General features: G+C 74.3%; 11 protein-coding genes. 2 read left to right on the top strand and 9 right to left on the bottom strand.

Features of this window, described 5'->3' with window-relative positions; translation table 11 throughout:
• The first annotated feature begins 22 nt into the window (after positions 1 to 22).
• A complete protein-coding gene (locus tag AB0J76_RS15260) occupies positions 23 to 1,402 on the top strand; it encodes an FG-GAP and VCBS repeat-containing protein (protein WP_364389685.1) in 1,380 nt (459 codons plus the stop codon).
• On the opposite strand, the gene AB0J76_RS15255 is transcribed toward AB0J76_RS15260, so the two are convergent.
• Genes AB0J76_RS15255 through AB0J76_RS15230 form a run of 6 tightly spaced genes read right to left on the bottom strand, consistent with a single transcriptional unit; the run spans position 1,387 to position 7,215 of the window.
• On the bottom strand, positions 1,387 to 2,865 hold the full coding sequence (locus tag AB0J76_RS15255; protein ID WP_352330353.1) for a HAMP domain-containing sensor histidine kinase: 1,479 nt from the start codon (positions 2,863 to 2,865) through the stop codon (positions 1,387 to 1,389). The two genes, AB0J76_RS15260 and AB0J76_RS15255, sit on opposite strands and share 16 nt — an antisense overlap.
• Entirely contained in the window at positions 2,862 to 3,554 is a 693-nt protein-coding gene (locus AB0J76_RS15250; protein ID WP_352330355.1) for a response regulator transcription factor, read from the bottom strand. The genes AB0J76_RS15255 and AB0J76_RS15250 overlap by 4 nt, the downstream gene beginning before the upstream one ends.
• Complete coding sequence (locus AB0J76_RS15245; protein ID WP_352330356.1) at positions 3,551 to 4,120, bottom strand: hypothetical protein; 570 nt, start codon at positions 4,118 to 4,120, stop codon at positions 3,551 to 3,553. Before AB0J76_RS15245 ends, AB0J76_RS15250 begins: the two co-directional genes overlap by 4 nt.
• Before the next feature lie 5 nt (positions 4,121 to 4,125).
• Positions 4,126 to 5,382, bottom strand: a complete 1,257-nt coding sequence (locus AB0J76_RS15240) for an ABC transporter permease (protein ID WP_352330358.1) — start codon at positions 5,380 to 5,382, stop codon at positions 4,126 to 4,128.
• Positions 5,369 to 6,136 carry an ABC transporter ATP-binding protein gene (locus tag AB0J76_RS15235; protein WP_364389682.1) on the bottom strand — a complete coding sequence of 256 codons (768 nt, stop codon included), beginning with the start codon at positions 6,134 to 6,136 and terminating at the stop codon, positions 5,369 to 5,371. Before AB0J76_RS15235 ends, AB0J76_RS15240 begins: the two co-directional genes overlap by 14 nt.
• Positions 6,133 to 7,215, bottom strand: coding sequence for an efflux RND transporter periplasmic adaptor subunit (locus AB0J76_RS15230; RefSeq protein WP_352330084.1), 1,083 nt, complete (start codon positions 7,213 to 7,215; stop codon positions 6,133 to 6,135). The genes AB0J76_RS15235 and AB0J76_RS15230 overlap by 4 nt, the downstream gene beginning before the upstream one ends.
• A gap of 176 nt (positions 7,216 to 7,391) precedes the next feature.
• On the opposite strand from AB0J76_RS15230, the gene AB0J76_RS15225 reads away from it, so the two are divergent.
• The gene (locus AB0J76_RS15225) at positions 7,392 to 9,287 is read left to right on the top strand and encodes an efflux RND transporter periplasmic adaptor subunit (RefSeq protein WP_352330086.1); all 1,896 of its coding nucleotides are present in this window, start codon (positions 7,392 to 7,394) and stop codon (positions 9,285 to 9,287) included.
• Positions 9,288 to 9,402: 115 nt separating this feature from the next.
• Here the strand turns inward: AB0J76_RS15225 and AB0J76_RS15220 are convergent, their stop codons facing one another.
• The 3 genes from AB0J76_RS15220 to AB0J76_RS15210 form a co-directional block, all read right to left on the bottom strand.
• Positions 9,403 to 10,947 carry an alkaline phosphatase D family protein gene (locus AB0J76_RS15220; protein WP_364389680.1) on the bottom strand — a complete coding sequence of 515 codons (1,545 nt, stop codon included), beginning with the start codon at positions 10,945 to 10,947 and terminating at the stop codon, positions 9,403 to 9,405.
• 117 nt (positions 10,948 to 11,064) lie between these two features.
• Positions 11,065 to 11,655: an HAD family phosphatase gene (locus AB0J76_RS15215; protein ID WP_352327451.1), complete on the bottom strand. Its 591-nt coding sequence runs from the start codon at positions 11,653 to 11,655 to the stop codon at positions 11,065 to 11,067.
• Positions 11,652 to 12,473 carry a hypothetical protein gene (locus AB0J76_RS15210; protein WP_352327450.1) on the bottom strand — a complete coding sequence of 274 codons (822 nt, stop codon included), beginning with the start codon at positions 12,471 to 12,473 and terminating at the stop codon, positions 11,652 to 11,654. The genes AB0J76_RS15215 and AB0J76_RS15210 overlap by 4 nt, the downstream gene beginning before the upstream one ends.
• Between the last annotated feature and the right edge of the window lie 63 nt (positions 12,474 to 12,536).

The raw sequence follows: 12,536 nt of genomic DNA, 5'->3' as shown, positions 1-12,536 counted from the left end.
CTGGACGGAGATGACTGTCGGTATGAACGCGTTGCTCGCCGTCTGCCTGGTCGCTCCCCTCGTGTCCGGTGCCGCACCCGCCGCCGCACCCGGGTGCGGCGGGCATCCTCTCGACTTCGACGGCGACGGCCGCGCCGACATCGCCGTCGCCGCTCCCTACGACGACTCCAGGGCCGGTTCGGTGACCGTCATGTACGGCTCCGGCCGGACCGTCAGGCTCACCCAGCCCGGCGCCGAACCCGGGGACGCCTTCGGCTCGGCGCTGGCCGTCGGCGACTTCGACGGCGACCGCTGCGCCGACCTGGCGGTCGGGGTGTCGGAGGAGTTCGCCGGAAAGCGGGTCCCCGGCGCGGACGGCAACGGGGTCGTGCAGATCTTCGACGGCTCCCCCGCCGGGCTGGTCGCCGGCGAGCAGCTGGCCCCGGCCCGGCGGGGCAGCGACCGGTTCGGCGCCGCGCTGGCGGCGGGCGACTTCGACGGCGACGGCCGCGACGAGCTGGCCGTGGGCTCGCCGAGCCACGCCTCCGGCGGCGCGGTCACCGTCTACGGGATGAAGGGCCGCAAGGCGTACCAGATCACCCAGAAGACGTCGTGGGTGCGGCAGCCGGCGAACGTCACCGACCAGTGGGGCGCGGCGCTGGCGGCCGGCGACTTCGACGGCGACGGCCGCGACGAGCTGGCCGTCGGCGCGCCCGCCGACAGCGTGCGCCTGGACGGCCAGGGGTCGGTGACCGTGCTCGACCCGCGCGCCCGCCGGGCCCGGCTGCTCACGCAGAGCTCGCCGGGGATCGCCGGCGCGGCGGAGAAGTGGGACGCCTTCGGCGCGGCCCTGGCCACCGGCGACTTCAACGGCGACGGCCGCGACGACCTGGCGGTCGGCGTCCCCGGCGAGGGCCTCAGCGAGAACCAGCGGGCCATGGACTACGGCGACGGCACCGTGGACGTCCTGTACGGCTCGCGCGCCGGCCTGCGCACCCACGGCAGCGAGGCGTGGTCGCAACGCTCGCTGAAGGGCGAGCCGCGCTACTACGACCGGTTCGGCGCGGCCCTGGCCGCCGGCGACTTCACCGGCGACGGCAACGACGAGCTGGCCATCGGCGTGCCCGGCGAGCACGCCGTCCAGGTGCTCCAGGGGCGCGCGTCGGGCGGCCTGACCCGGAAGGGGAACCTGCTGGTCAAGGGCAGGGGCCGCGACTTCGGCGCCGCGCTGGCCACGCTGCCCGGCGGCGGCGGCCGCTACCGCGCGCTGACCGCCGGCCGTCCCCTGGACGGGCTCCTGGTCGCCGCCCCCGACCAGGGCCTGGTCATGTTCGCCCCCGGCGTCCGCGAGACGGGCCTGCGCCTGGGCCGCCTCCGCCAGGTCTCCCAGGGCACCGGCCTGTACGGCTACACCTTCGGCTGAGCGCCCGCCGGGCTGCCGGCGGGCGGCAGGAGCACGCGGAACAGAGCGCCCCGGCCCGGCTCCCCCTCGGCCATGATGACGCCGCCGTGCGCCTCCACCAGCGTCGCCGCGATCGACAGCCCCAGCCCGGCCCCGCCCACCCCGCGCGCCGGATCGGCCCGGTAGAACCGCTCGAACACCCGCTCGGCCACCTCCGGCGGGAACCCCGGGCCCTCGTCGGCCACCTCCATCACGGCCCGCTCGCCGTCCACCCCGACGCGCACCTCGAACGGCGTCCCGGGCGGCGTGTGCTGCAGCGCGTTGCTCACCAGGTTCCCGACCACCTGGCCGAGCCGCGACTCGTCGCCGGTCACCAGCACCTCGCCCTCGCCGCCGTCCAGGCGGACCAGCTCGATCCGCCGGTCGGGGGCGAGCGTCTGGGCGTCGATCACGGCGGTCGCGGCCAGGCTGAGCAGGTCCACCGGCCGCCGCGCCAGCTCCCGCCGCTGGTCCAGCCTGGCCAGCAGCAGCATGTCCTCCACCAGCAGGCCCATGCGCGCGGCCTGCCCCTCGATCCGGCTCAGCAGCCGCACGGCCTCGGCCAGGTCCTTCTCCTTCCCCAGCCGGAACAGCTCGGCGAACCCCCTGATCGAGGTGAGCGGCGTGCGCAGCTCGTGCGAGGCGTCGGCCATGAACCGGCGCATGACCTCCTCCGAACGCCGCGCCGCCGTCGCCGACTCGCGCGCCGACTCCGCCGCCGCCTCCCGCTCGCGCACCGCCGACTCGATCTGGGCGAGCATGCCGTTGAGCGAGCGGCCCAGCTTGCCGACCTCAGTGGTGCTCGCCCACATCGGCACCCGGCGCGACAGGTCGCCGCCCGCGATGTCCTTGGCGGTGCGGCCGATCTCGCGCAGCGGGCGCAGGCTCCGCCGTACCAGCCAGTAGCAGGCGACGCCCAGCACGGCCAGCGTGCCGCCGCCGGCGAAGGCCACGATGAGGGCGAGCCGGGCCACCGTGCCCTCGACGTCGCCGAGGCTGATGGCGATCACCCGGCTGACGCCGTCGCGGCCCGGGACGGCTACCACCCGCCAGTCCGGCCCGCCGGCCGCGCGGGACTCGACGGTGAACGGCCGCCCGCCGCGCGCGGCGACGTCCGCGCCGGTCAGCCGGGGCAGCCTGGGCGTGTGCTCCTCGGTGGACTCGCTGATCACCCGTACGGTGGCGCCGCCCGCGTCCACCAGCACCGAGTGGAACAGCCCGAAGAACCGCTGCGGCTGCCGCCCGGCCGGCCACGCCTCGGGCGGCGGCGGCAGGTCGCGCGGCGCGGCGGCCGCCACCAGCTGCCGGTCCACCCGCTCGACCAGGTATCCGCGCAGCAGCCGCACGGCGAACAGGCCGGTGACCGTGATGGCGAGGGTGACCAGCAGCAGCGTGGCCGAGACCAGCCGCAGCCAGAGCGGGGCGCGGGCGAGGTGTTTCCTCATAGGCGCGGCGGGCGCAGGATGTAGCCGACCCCGCGCAGCGTGTGCAGGTACTTCCGGTCGCCGGTGTCGATCTTGCGCCGCAGGTACGACACGTACGACTCCACCAGGCCCACGTCGGTGCGCCAGTCGCCGTTCCAGACGTGGTCGAGGATCTGCGTCTTGGACAGCACCCGGCCGACGTTCAGCATGAAGTAGCGCAGCAGCCGGAACTCCGTCGGCGACAGCCGCACCGGGACGCCGTCGCGCCAGACCTCGTGGCTCTCCTCGTCCAGCTCCAGGTCGGCGACGCTCAGCCGGTGGGGCGGCGGCGCGCCCCTGCGGGTCCTGCGCAGCACCGCCCGGATCCGGGCGATGACCTCCTCCAGGCTGAACGGCTTGGTCACGTAGTCCTCGCCGAGCCCGAGGCCGGTGATCCGGTCCTCCGGCGTGTCCTTGGCGGTCACGAACAGCACCGGGACCCGGCGGCCACGGGACCGCAGCCTTCCCGCGACCGCCAGGCCGTCGATGTCGGGCAGCATCACGTCGAGCATCACCAGGTCGGGCGTGCTCTCCTCGGCCACCCGCAGCGCCTCCCGCCCGTCGGCGGCGGTCAGCACCTCGAACCCGGCCATGCGCAGGCCGGCCGAGAACAGCTCCCTGATGTTGGGCTCGTCGTCGACCACCAGCAGCCTGGCCTCGGGCTGGTTCATCGCGGGCCCCCTCCCGGCATGCCCTGGGCGCCCTGGGTGATCGCGGTCGCGGTGACCGAGCCGTCCCCGGACTGCTGTCCGCGCACCACGACCGTGGTGCCGGCGGCCAGGTCGGCGACCTTGCCGGGCCTGGAGATCTGGACCGTGGTCTGGTCGCTGGTGGTGACCGTCACCGTGGCGCCGTCCATGGTCCTGACGTAGATCTTGTCGCCGTCGACCTTCTCGACGGTGCCGACCGTGCCGCCGCCCATGCGCTGCCCGAACCCGCCGTTCTGGGTGCCGTTCTGGGCGCCGTTCTGGGCGCCGTTGCCGCGCTGGCCGTAGCCGCCGCCGGGGAACTGGCCGTCCGTACGCCGGAGCTGCGCGGCGGACGGCGCGGCGTCGGACGTGCCGAACAGCTTGCCCGCCTGGATCCCGATGAGCACGCCCGCCACCAGCACCACCCCGGCGGCCAGCCCGAGCGTCAGCTTCGAGACGCCCCCGCGTGGCCGGACGGCGAGCTCCTCCCCCAGGTCGTCGGGGAAGGGCGAGGAGTCGAGCCGGTCCATGTCTGTCTCCTTACTCATGCCGCCTACTCGTGCCGCAGGGCCTGGATCGGCCGGAGCTTGGCCGCCCTGTTGGCGGGATAACTGCCGAAGAACAGCCCGATCCCCACCGACACGCCGAGCGCCAGCGCGACGGACGACGGCACGAGGACCGGCTCGATGCCGGCCACGGTGAACCGGGTGCCGACGAAGGCCACCAGCACCCCGAGCAGCCCGCCGACCAGGCTGAGCAGGGTGGCCTCCATCAGGAACTGGCCCAGGATCGCGCCGCGCGGCGCGCCGATCGCCTTGCGGATGCCGATCTCCCGGGTCCGCTCGGTCACGGTGACCAGCATGATGTTGGTGATGCCGATGCCGCCCACCAGCAGCGAGATCGCCGCCACCGCCCCGAGCAGCACGGTGAACGTGCCGGTGGCCTCGCTCACCGTCTCCTGCAGGGTGGCCTGGTTGAGTATCCGGTAGTCGGGGTTGCCGTCGGTGATGCCGTGCCGCTGGTTGAGGACGGCGGTCACCTCCGACTGCGCCGCCGTGGTGGCCTCGGCCCCGGTGGCCTGCACGACGATCGAGTCCAGCGAGCCGAACCCGCTCAGGCTCTGCTGCACGGCGGGCAGCGGCGCCACGGCCACGTCGTCGGCGTCCTGCATGCCGGTGGAGCCGCTCTCCTTGAGCACCCCGACCACCGTGAACGGCACCCCGGACACGCTGACCTGCCGGCCGATCGGGTCCACCGCGCCGAACAGCTCTTCCACCACCGTCCGGCCGAGCACCACGACCTTCCTGGCGGCCAGCACGTCGTCGTTGAAGAAGTACGTGCCCTCGGCCACCGGCTTGTTCATGGCCTCGAAGTAGCTGGGGTAGGTGCCGACGAACTGCGCGATCGTGTGGCTGGCGGCGCCGTACGCGGCGGTGGCGGAGTTCGCGCCGACCACCGGCGAGACGGACCTGACCGACGGCGCGAGCGTCCGGTCGGTGAGCGCCTTGGCGTCGGCCAGGCTGAGCTGCCTGGCCTGCGTGCGCGGCCCGGTGTTGCCGCCGCCGCCCGGCGCGCGCCCGCCGAAGCCGCCTCCGCCGCCACCGCCCGAGAAGGACGGGGAGATCGTCAGCGTGTTGGCGCCAAGGCGCTGGATGTTCTTCTGGATGCTCTGCGAGGAGCCCTCGCCGACCGCCACCAGCAGGATGACCGCGGCGACGCCGATGAGGATGCCCAGCGTGGTCAGGGCGCTGCGCATCTTGTTGGCCAGCAGGCCGCGCAGCGCGAAGCGGAGGATCTCAAGCTGGTTCACTGGCCGCCGTCCTCGGGGGTGGTCCGTCGACCGGCGCCTGGCGGCGGTCCTCCACGATCTCGCCGTCCACCAGCCGGATCACCCGTTTGGCGTGCGCGGCCACGTCGTCCTCGTGGGTGATGAGCACGATCGTGCGTCCGGACGCGCTGAGCCGGTCGAGGATCTGCAGCACGTCGCGGGTGGAGGCGGTGTCCAGGTTGCCGGTGGGCTCGTCGGCCAGCAGCAGCGCGGGCGCGGTGACCAGCGCCCTGGCCACGGCCACGCGCTGCTGCTGGCCGCCGGAGAGCTGGTTCGGCTCGTGCCGCACCCGGTCGGTCAGCCCCACCTGCTCCAGCGCGGCCAGGGCGCGCGAGCGCCGCTCGGCCGGGCCGACGCCGCCGTACACCAGCGGCAGCTCGACGTTGGCCAGCGCGCTCATGCGCGGGATCAGGTTGAAGGACTGGAAGACGAACCCCACCCTGCGGTTGCGCAGGACCGCGAGCTGGTGCTCGGCCAGCCGTCCCACGTCCGCGCCGTCGATCTGGTACGTGCCGGAGGTGGGGACGTCGAGGCAGCCGAGGATGTTCATCAGGGTGGACTTGCCGGAGCCGGAGGCGCCCATGATGGCGACGTAGTCGCCGCGCTCGACGTCCAGGCTGACGCCGCGCAGGGCGTGGACCTTGGCGTCGCCCTCGCCGTACTCCTTGACCAGGTCCTTCACCCGCAGGACCGGGGCCGCCGTCGCGGTGGCGGGGGCGGTGGCGGGGGCCGTCATCGCCCGCCACCCGGCATGCCGCCGCCGCCCGGGAACCCGCCGCCGAACCCGCCGCGCTGGCTGGTGCCCTGCGTGCCGGTCGCGGGCGGCACGAGCTGGTCGCCCTCGGACACCCCGGACCTGATCTCGGTGAGCGCCGTGCCCCGGACGCCGACCTCGACCTGGGTCCTGACCTGGCGGCCGTCCCTGAGCAGGGTGACCGTGGTCTGGCCGCCGCTGGTGGAGACCGCGGTGGAGGGGACGGTGACGACGTTCTCCGCCCGGCCGACGACGACCTCGACGGTGGCGGTCTGGCCCAGCCTGACCTTGGCGGGCACCTTGGTGAAGGTGACCGTGACCGGGTACTGGACGACGTTGTTGCTGGTGGAGGCGACCGGCTGGATCTGGGTGACCTTGCCGTCGGCGGTCACCCCCGGCAGGGCGTCGAAGGTGACGGTGGCCTTCTGGCCCTGTTCGAGCTTGCCGACGTCGGACTCGGTGAAGGTGCCCACGAGCTGGAGCCGTCCGGTGTCGGCCAGGTCGACGAACCCGCCCGTGCCGCTGCCGTTGCTCTGAGACTGGCCCTGGGACTGGGACTGGCTCTGGTTTCCGCCCGAGCCGGAGGCGGTGCCGCCGACGGATCCGTTCACCGCCGTGACCGTGCCCTTGAACGGGGCCCGCAGGACGGTGGCCGCGACCGTGCGCTCGGCCTCGCGGTAGGCGTTGCGCGCCTTGACGTAGGAGGCGTAGAGCGCGGCCGTGCCGGTGCCCTCGTCGATCGCGCTCTGGTACGTGGCCTTGGCCGCCGACAGGCTCTCCTGCGCGGCGGAGTCGTCCAGCCTGGCCAGGATGTCGCCCTTGTCGACCTTGTCCCCCGCCTTGACGTAGATGCGCTCGACCGTGCCGCTCGTGCCGAACGACAGGGACCTGGTCCTGGAGCTGGCCACCGCGCCCGACGCCGACACCGACGCGGACACCGAGCCGCGGCTCGCCGTCACCGTGCGCACGGCCGTCTCGCCGGCCGCGCGGTCCGTGCCGAGCTGGACGTAGGCGAGCGTGGCCCCGCCCAGCAGGAGCACGCCCAGCGCTCCGTTGGTCATCAGCGCTCTGCGCCTTGTCGACACCTTCACAGCCGGTGACACTTGCACACCAGCCTGCGCCGCAGCCGTGACGGAGCTGAACGTTCGCTGACAACCCGGGCCTGGGCGGGGTCACACAGCGAACTCTCAGGCTGCTCGCAGGCTGCCGTGAAGCTGGTCGGCCAGGATGGGCCGCCATGAGACCGACTTTCGCGCTGGGCGGGCTCGCCCTGGCCGTGCTCGTCGCCGGGTCGGGCCTGGCGCTGGCGCTCCGCGACGACGACCCGCCCGCCGTCCGGGTACGGCTCGCCGCCGCCCAGCGGGGCCCGGTCACGGCCCTGGTCAGCGCCGCCGGCAACACCGTGGACGGTGCCCGCCGTGACCTGGCGTTCGGCTCGTCCGGCCCGGTGACCAAGGTGTACGTCAAGGTCGGGACCAAGGTGACCAAGGGCCAGGTGCTGGCCAGGATCGACGGGCGGGCCGCCCGCGAGGCGTACGCAGCCGCCAAGGCCGACCTCTCCGCCGCCCAAGAAGCCCTCACCACCGCCACCACCTCAACCGGACCCACCGGCACCGGAACCGCCGGTTCCGCGAGCACCGGAACCACGGGGAGCACCGCCAACCAGGGCACGCCTAACGCCGCCGCCTGCCCCACCCCGTCGGCCTCCTCGAAGCCCGAGCCGCCGGTCACTGCGAGGCCCACCCCGACCACCGGCAGCACCGGTCCCGCCACCTCGCCCACCCCGGACACCACCGCCGCCACTCCCGGCGGCGGCGCCGTTCCGGGTGCGGCGGGCGGCTCTGGCGCGGCCATCGGGGGAGGTTCGGCGGGCGAGGGCGTCTTCGGCCCGGCCGGCCCGCCCGCGACCACTCCGCCCGCGACCACTCCGCCCGCCGCCGCCACGCCTACCGACGCCCCCGCCACCAAGGCGAGCAAGGCCGTCACCCCCGCCTCCACGCGGCCCTCGGACGCGTCCCCGGCTCACAGCCGGCCCCCGACCGCGACCCCCACCCCCACCAGGACGCCCACCCCCACTCACGAGCCCTCCGAGCCCCAGCCCACGGTGACGGTCACCGCGACCGCCACGGTGACGGCCACGGTGACCGTGACGGCGCCCCCGCCCGGCGGGGGCACTCCCGGCGGGGGCACCCCTGGAGGCGGCACCCCTGGTGGGGGCACTCCTGGAGGCGGCCACACCTCCAGTCCCGGCACACCGTCGAACCCCGGCGAACCCTCCGCACCGGGCGGCCCGTCCACCCCCGAGCCGTCCGCCACGGCCAGGCCCTCGACCACCGCGCCCCCGTCCCCAACCGCCAGGCCCACCGCCAGGCCGCACGCCGCGGCCTCCGCCCGTCCCACCGGCTCCTGCTCCCCCGGCACGACCTCGCGAGGCACCACCAGGACCGCCACCACCCCCAAGGACGGCGCCGCCAGGGGCGGGATCACCAAGGACCAGGCCGCCGCGAACGTGGACCGCGCCGAAGCCACCCTGGAGGAGGCCGCCGACGCCGTGCGCGCCACCCGCATCGTGGCCCCCACCTCCGGCACCGTCCTGTCGGTGGCGGGCCGCGTCGGCGACACGGCCGGCACCGGCACCTTCATCAGCCTCGGCAACCTGAACGAGCTCCAGGTCCAGGCCATGGTCACCGAGTCCGACGTCAACCGGCTGAAACTCGGCCAGCAGGCCGCCATCACCCTCGCCACCCGCCCCGGCGAGCGCCACGGCGGCACGGTCACCGCGATCGCCCCGACCGCCACCGTCGAGGACCAGCTGGTCCGCTACTCCGTCACCCTGGCCTTCGACGAGCCGCCCGCCGGGCTCATGCTCGGCCAGACCGCCACGGTGTCGGTGACGACCGCCGAGGCCAAGGACGCGATCTACGTCCCGGCCGCCGCCGTCCGCAGCCGTTCCGACGGCGCCCAGGTGGTCACCGTGCGCGCGGGCGGGCACGACGCCGCCAAGGTGGTCGGCACCGGCGTCCGCGGCGACCAGTACGTCCAGATCACCTCAGGTCTGGACGAACGCGACCAGGTCGTCATGTCCGGCACCACCACCGGCGAGTTCCCCGACGGGACCTGGCCCGGCGCCTGACCACCCGCCCGCGCCTCCCAGCCGGCCCTCAGCCCGCTCCCAGCGAACCTTCAGCGAACGAGGACCGCGCTCCCTCAGGTCCCCGGCCGACGAGGACTGCGAACCCCGCCGTACCTCAGCCATGGCGGGGTGCGGCCCGGCCGGCGGCCGAGCGGGGCGGTTCGGCCGGGATCGTGAGCCGGTGGGCGGTGCGGGCCGGCGCGCCGCGCCGGGAGATGTAGTCGAGCGTGCGGAAGTCCACCGACAGCTCGTCCCGGGTCAGCCGCGCCATGAGGTAGCCGCGCCGCTGGTCGATGTAGGAGATGTGCGGGTTCTCCTGCAGGGCCTCGGCGATCCAGGTGCGGTCCCGGTAGCCGTCGCCGTCGCTGGCGATCGACGACGTCACCAGCTCCCTGGCCACCACCGGGGAGTCCGGGTCGTCGAAGTCGGTCTTGAGGTCGGCCAGGTGGTGCATGTGCGCGTCCCCGGTCAGGACGACGGGGTTCGAGGTGCCCGACAGCGACCCGAGCAGACGGGTGCGCTCGGCGGCGTAGCCGTCCCAGGAGTCGAGGTTCACCTCGCGGCCCGGCCCGGTCTTGTAGTCGCGCTGGGCCATCAGGATCTGCTGGCCCAGCAGGTTCCACCGGGCGCCGGACCCGCTCAGCCCCTCCTCCAGCCACCGCCACTGGGCGGACCCGAGCAGCGTGCGCCCGTCGGACAGCCGTTCGTCGCAGCCGGCCCGCACCCCGTCCAGGCAGGCCTGGTCGTCGCGGAACTGGCGGGTGTCCAGCAGGTGGAAGCGGGCCAGCGTCCCCCAGGAGACGCGCCGGTTGATGCGCAGCACCGCCCCCTGGAGGCTGGCGCGGCGCAGCGGCATGTTCTCGTAGTACGCGCGGAAGGCGTCGGCGCGGCGGCGGGCGAAGCCGGGCGCGCCGGTGCTGGAGACGGGGCCGGCCCAGTTGTTCTCCACCTCGTGGTCGTCGAAGGCCACCAGCCAGGGCGCGACCGCGTGCGCGGCCTGCAGGTCGTGGTCGCTCTTGTACTGGGCGTGCCGCAGCCGGTAGTCGGCGAGGGTGGCGCACTTGCCCGGCGTGTGCGTGCGCACCCGTCCGGCCAGGGCGGTGTAGCCGCTGGGGCCGTACTCGTACATGTAGTCGCCGAGGAAGACGACCAGGTCGGGCTCCTGCTCGGCCAGGCGGCGGTAGGCGGTGTAGTAGCCGTGCTCGTAGTGGGCGCAGGCGGCCACGGCGAAGGTGAGCGGGCTCTCCCCGGCGGGCGTCGTCCGGGTGCGGGCGGCGGGCGAGAGCCTGCCCTGGCTCCTGAACCGGTAGAAGTAGTCGCGGCCGGGCTCCAGCCCGTCCAGCTCGACGTGCACGCTGTGGGCGTCGCGCGGCCGGGCGGTCACGGTGCCCGACCGGACGACCGAGGAGAACCGCTCGTCGGTGGCGACCTGCCAGTCGACCTCGACGTCGCGGGCGGGCATGCCGCCGCGGCCGTCGCCGCCGAGCGGGTCGACGGCCAGCCGGGTCCACAGGACGAAGCCGTCGGCGGAGGGGTCGCCGGAGGCCACGCCGAGGGTGAACGGGTCGGATCTCAGTGTCGTGGCGGAGGCGGGCGAGGTGACGGCGCGGGGCGCGACGAGGCCGGCTGCCGCCGCTGTCAGGAACGTTCTGCGGTCCACGCTCCAGGTATGTCCGCCCGCGCTGACCCCGTCGTGGCCCCGTCATGACAGCGGAGTCAAGCGTGGGTGAACAGCGCCGGTCGCCCGGCGGGAGGCCGGCGGGGAGCCGGCGGGCGGTCAGCGGGGCAGCTCGCGCAGGGACTTGCGGAGCGCGGCGGCGCTGGTGAACAGCACGCCGGTCATGCCCGCGCGCTCGGCGCCCTCGACGTTCTCGGCCCGGTCGTCGATGAAGACGATCTCGGACGGGTCGGCGGCCAGCTCGCGGGCGACCTCGTCGAAGATCTCCCGGTCGGGTTTGACCAGGCCCATCCTGCCGCTGTAGAAGCGGTGGCCGATGGCGGCGATCCAGGGCAGCTCGTCGAGGCCGTCGGCGATGCAGACGGGCGCGTTGGACAGCAGCGCCACGCCGTCGCCCGCGTCGAGGATCTCACCGAGGACGGCGACCGTGCCCTCGTCGGGGTAGGCCCAGCTCGCGACGTCCATGGCCACCAGGCGGGCGACCTCGGACGGGGTGGCGGCCCGGCCCAGCACGGCCGACCAGTAGGCGACGGGGCTCAGGCTGGCCCGGTCGAACTCCAGGCGGTGCTCCCAGTAGCGGCGCAGGAACGCCTCGGGCTCCGCGCCGACGGCCAGCGCCATGGCCTCGGCGTCGGCCGCGGGCTGCGGCAGGGACAGGACGTTGCCGTAGTCGAACACAATCCACGTCATGCAAGGAATGGTCGCAGATGCGGGTCGAGCGCCGGGCAGCCCAGGTATTTCTCGGCCGTGTGGAAGTCGATCCAGTCGAGGTTGACCAGTTCCTCGACGTCCACGCCGGTGAAGCTGGCGCGCAGGGCGGGCGGGATGGCGGCGATGTCGTCCTTGTCGGCGATGTTCACCCAGCGGGCGACGTTCTTGGGGCGTTCGCCCAGGCCGTTGACGGGGGCGGGCAGGAGGCGCTCGAAGACGACGTTGCGCATGCCGAGCGGGCTGCCGAGCGTCAGGAGCAGGTCCACGGGCAGGTCGGGGTTGGCCCACAGGGCCTCGTAGGCCACGACGCTGCCGAGCGAGTGGGCGATCACCACCCGCGGCCGGTTCCTGCGGATGGCGTCGGCCACGGCCTGCCGGCACCGCTCGCGCCGCTCCTGGTCGGTCAGGTAGACCGCGACCTCGGGCGCGAACAGCTTGGCGAACGCCGCCGACCTGCTGTCGAGCTTGCCGAGCAGCCATCCGGTGAACGACTTGAGCGCGCCGGTGACGTGCTCGCCGAGCCCGAGGTCCTTGGCCCATTCGACGAGCACCTGCTGGGTGGCGGCCTCGACGCGCGCCGCCGCCTGCTTGGAGCTCTCCCCGGGCTTGGGGTCGCGCAGCAGGTGGGAGAAGTAGGCGACCTCGCTGAAGTAGGCGGCCGTCTCACCGCCGAGCGCCGCGTGCAGGTAGCGGTCCCACTTGAGCCGCATGGCCGCGGCGGCCCCGGCGGCCGACCCGCCGGCCTCCAGGTAGTAGTTGTACTTGCCGATCCCGTGCACGCCCACGATGGCCGTCACAGCGCCTCCCCCTGACCGCTCGGTCTTCCCGCGGATATTGGCATACGCCGCCGGTCCCCGCCC

Source organism: Nonomuraea sp. NPDC049624, assembly GCF_040675255.1.
GTDB lineage: Bacteria > Actinomycetota > Actinomycetes > Streptosporangiales > Streptosporangiaceae > Nonomuraea.
Note: the sequence above shows the minus strand (reverse complement) of the source record. Positions and strands in the feature narration are given on the sequence as shown.

Coding starts and splice junctions, on each gene's coding strand:
- AB0J76_RS15260 (WP_364389685.1), top strand. CDS start 23: ATGAACGCGTTGCTCGCCGTCTGCCTGGTCGCTCCCCTCGTGTCCGGT.
- AB0J76_RS15255 (WP_352330353.1), bottom strand. CDS start 2,865: ATGAGGAAACACCTCGCCCGCGCCCCGCTCTGGCTGCGGCTGGTCTCG.
- AB0J76_RS15250 (WP_352330355.1), bottom strand. CDS start 3,554: ATGAACCAGCCCGAGGCCAGGCTGCTGGTGGTCGACGACGAGCCCAAC.
- AB0J76_RS15245 (WP_352330356.1), bottom strand. CDS start 4,120: ATGAGTAAGGAGACAGACATGGACCGGCTCGACTCCTCGCCCTTCCCC.
- AB0J76_RS15235 (WP_364389682.1), bottom strand. CDS start 6,136: ATGACGGCCCCCGCCACCGCCCCCGCCACCGCGACGGCGGCCCCGGTC.
- AB0J76_RS15230 (WP_352330084.1), bottom strand. CDS start 7,215: ATGACCAACGGAGCGCTGGGCGTGCTCCTGCTGGGCGGGGCCACGCTC.
- AB0J76_RS15225 (WP_352330086.1), top strand. CDS start 7,392: ATGAGACCGACTTTCGCGCTGGGCGGGCTCGCCCTGGCCGTGCTCGTC.
- AB0J76_RS15215 (WP_352327451.1), bottom strand. CDS start 11,655: ATGACGTGGATTGTGTTCGACTACGGCAACGTCCTGTCCCTGCCGCAG.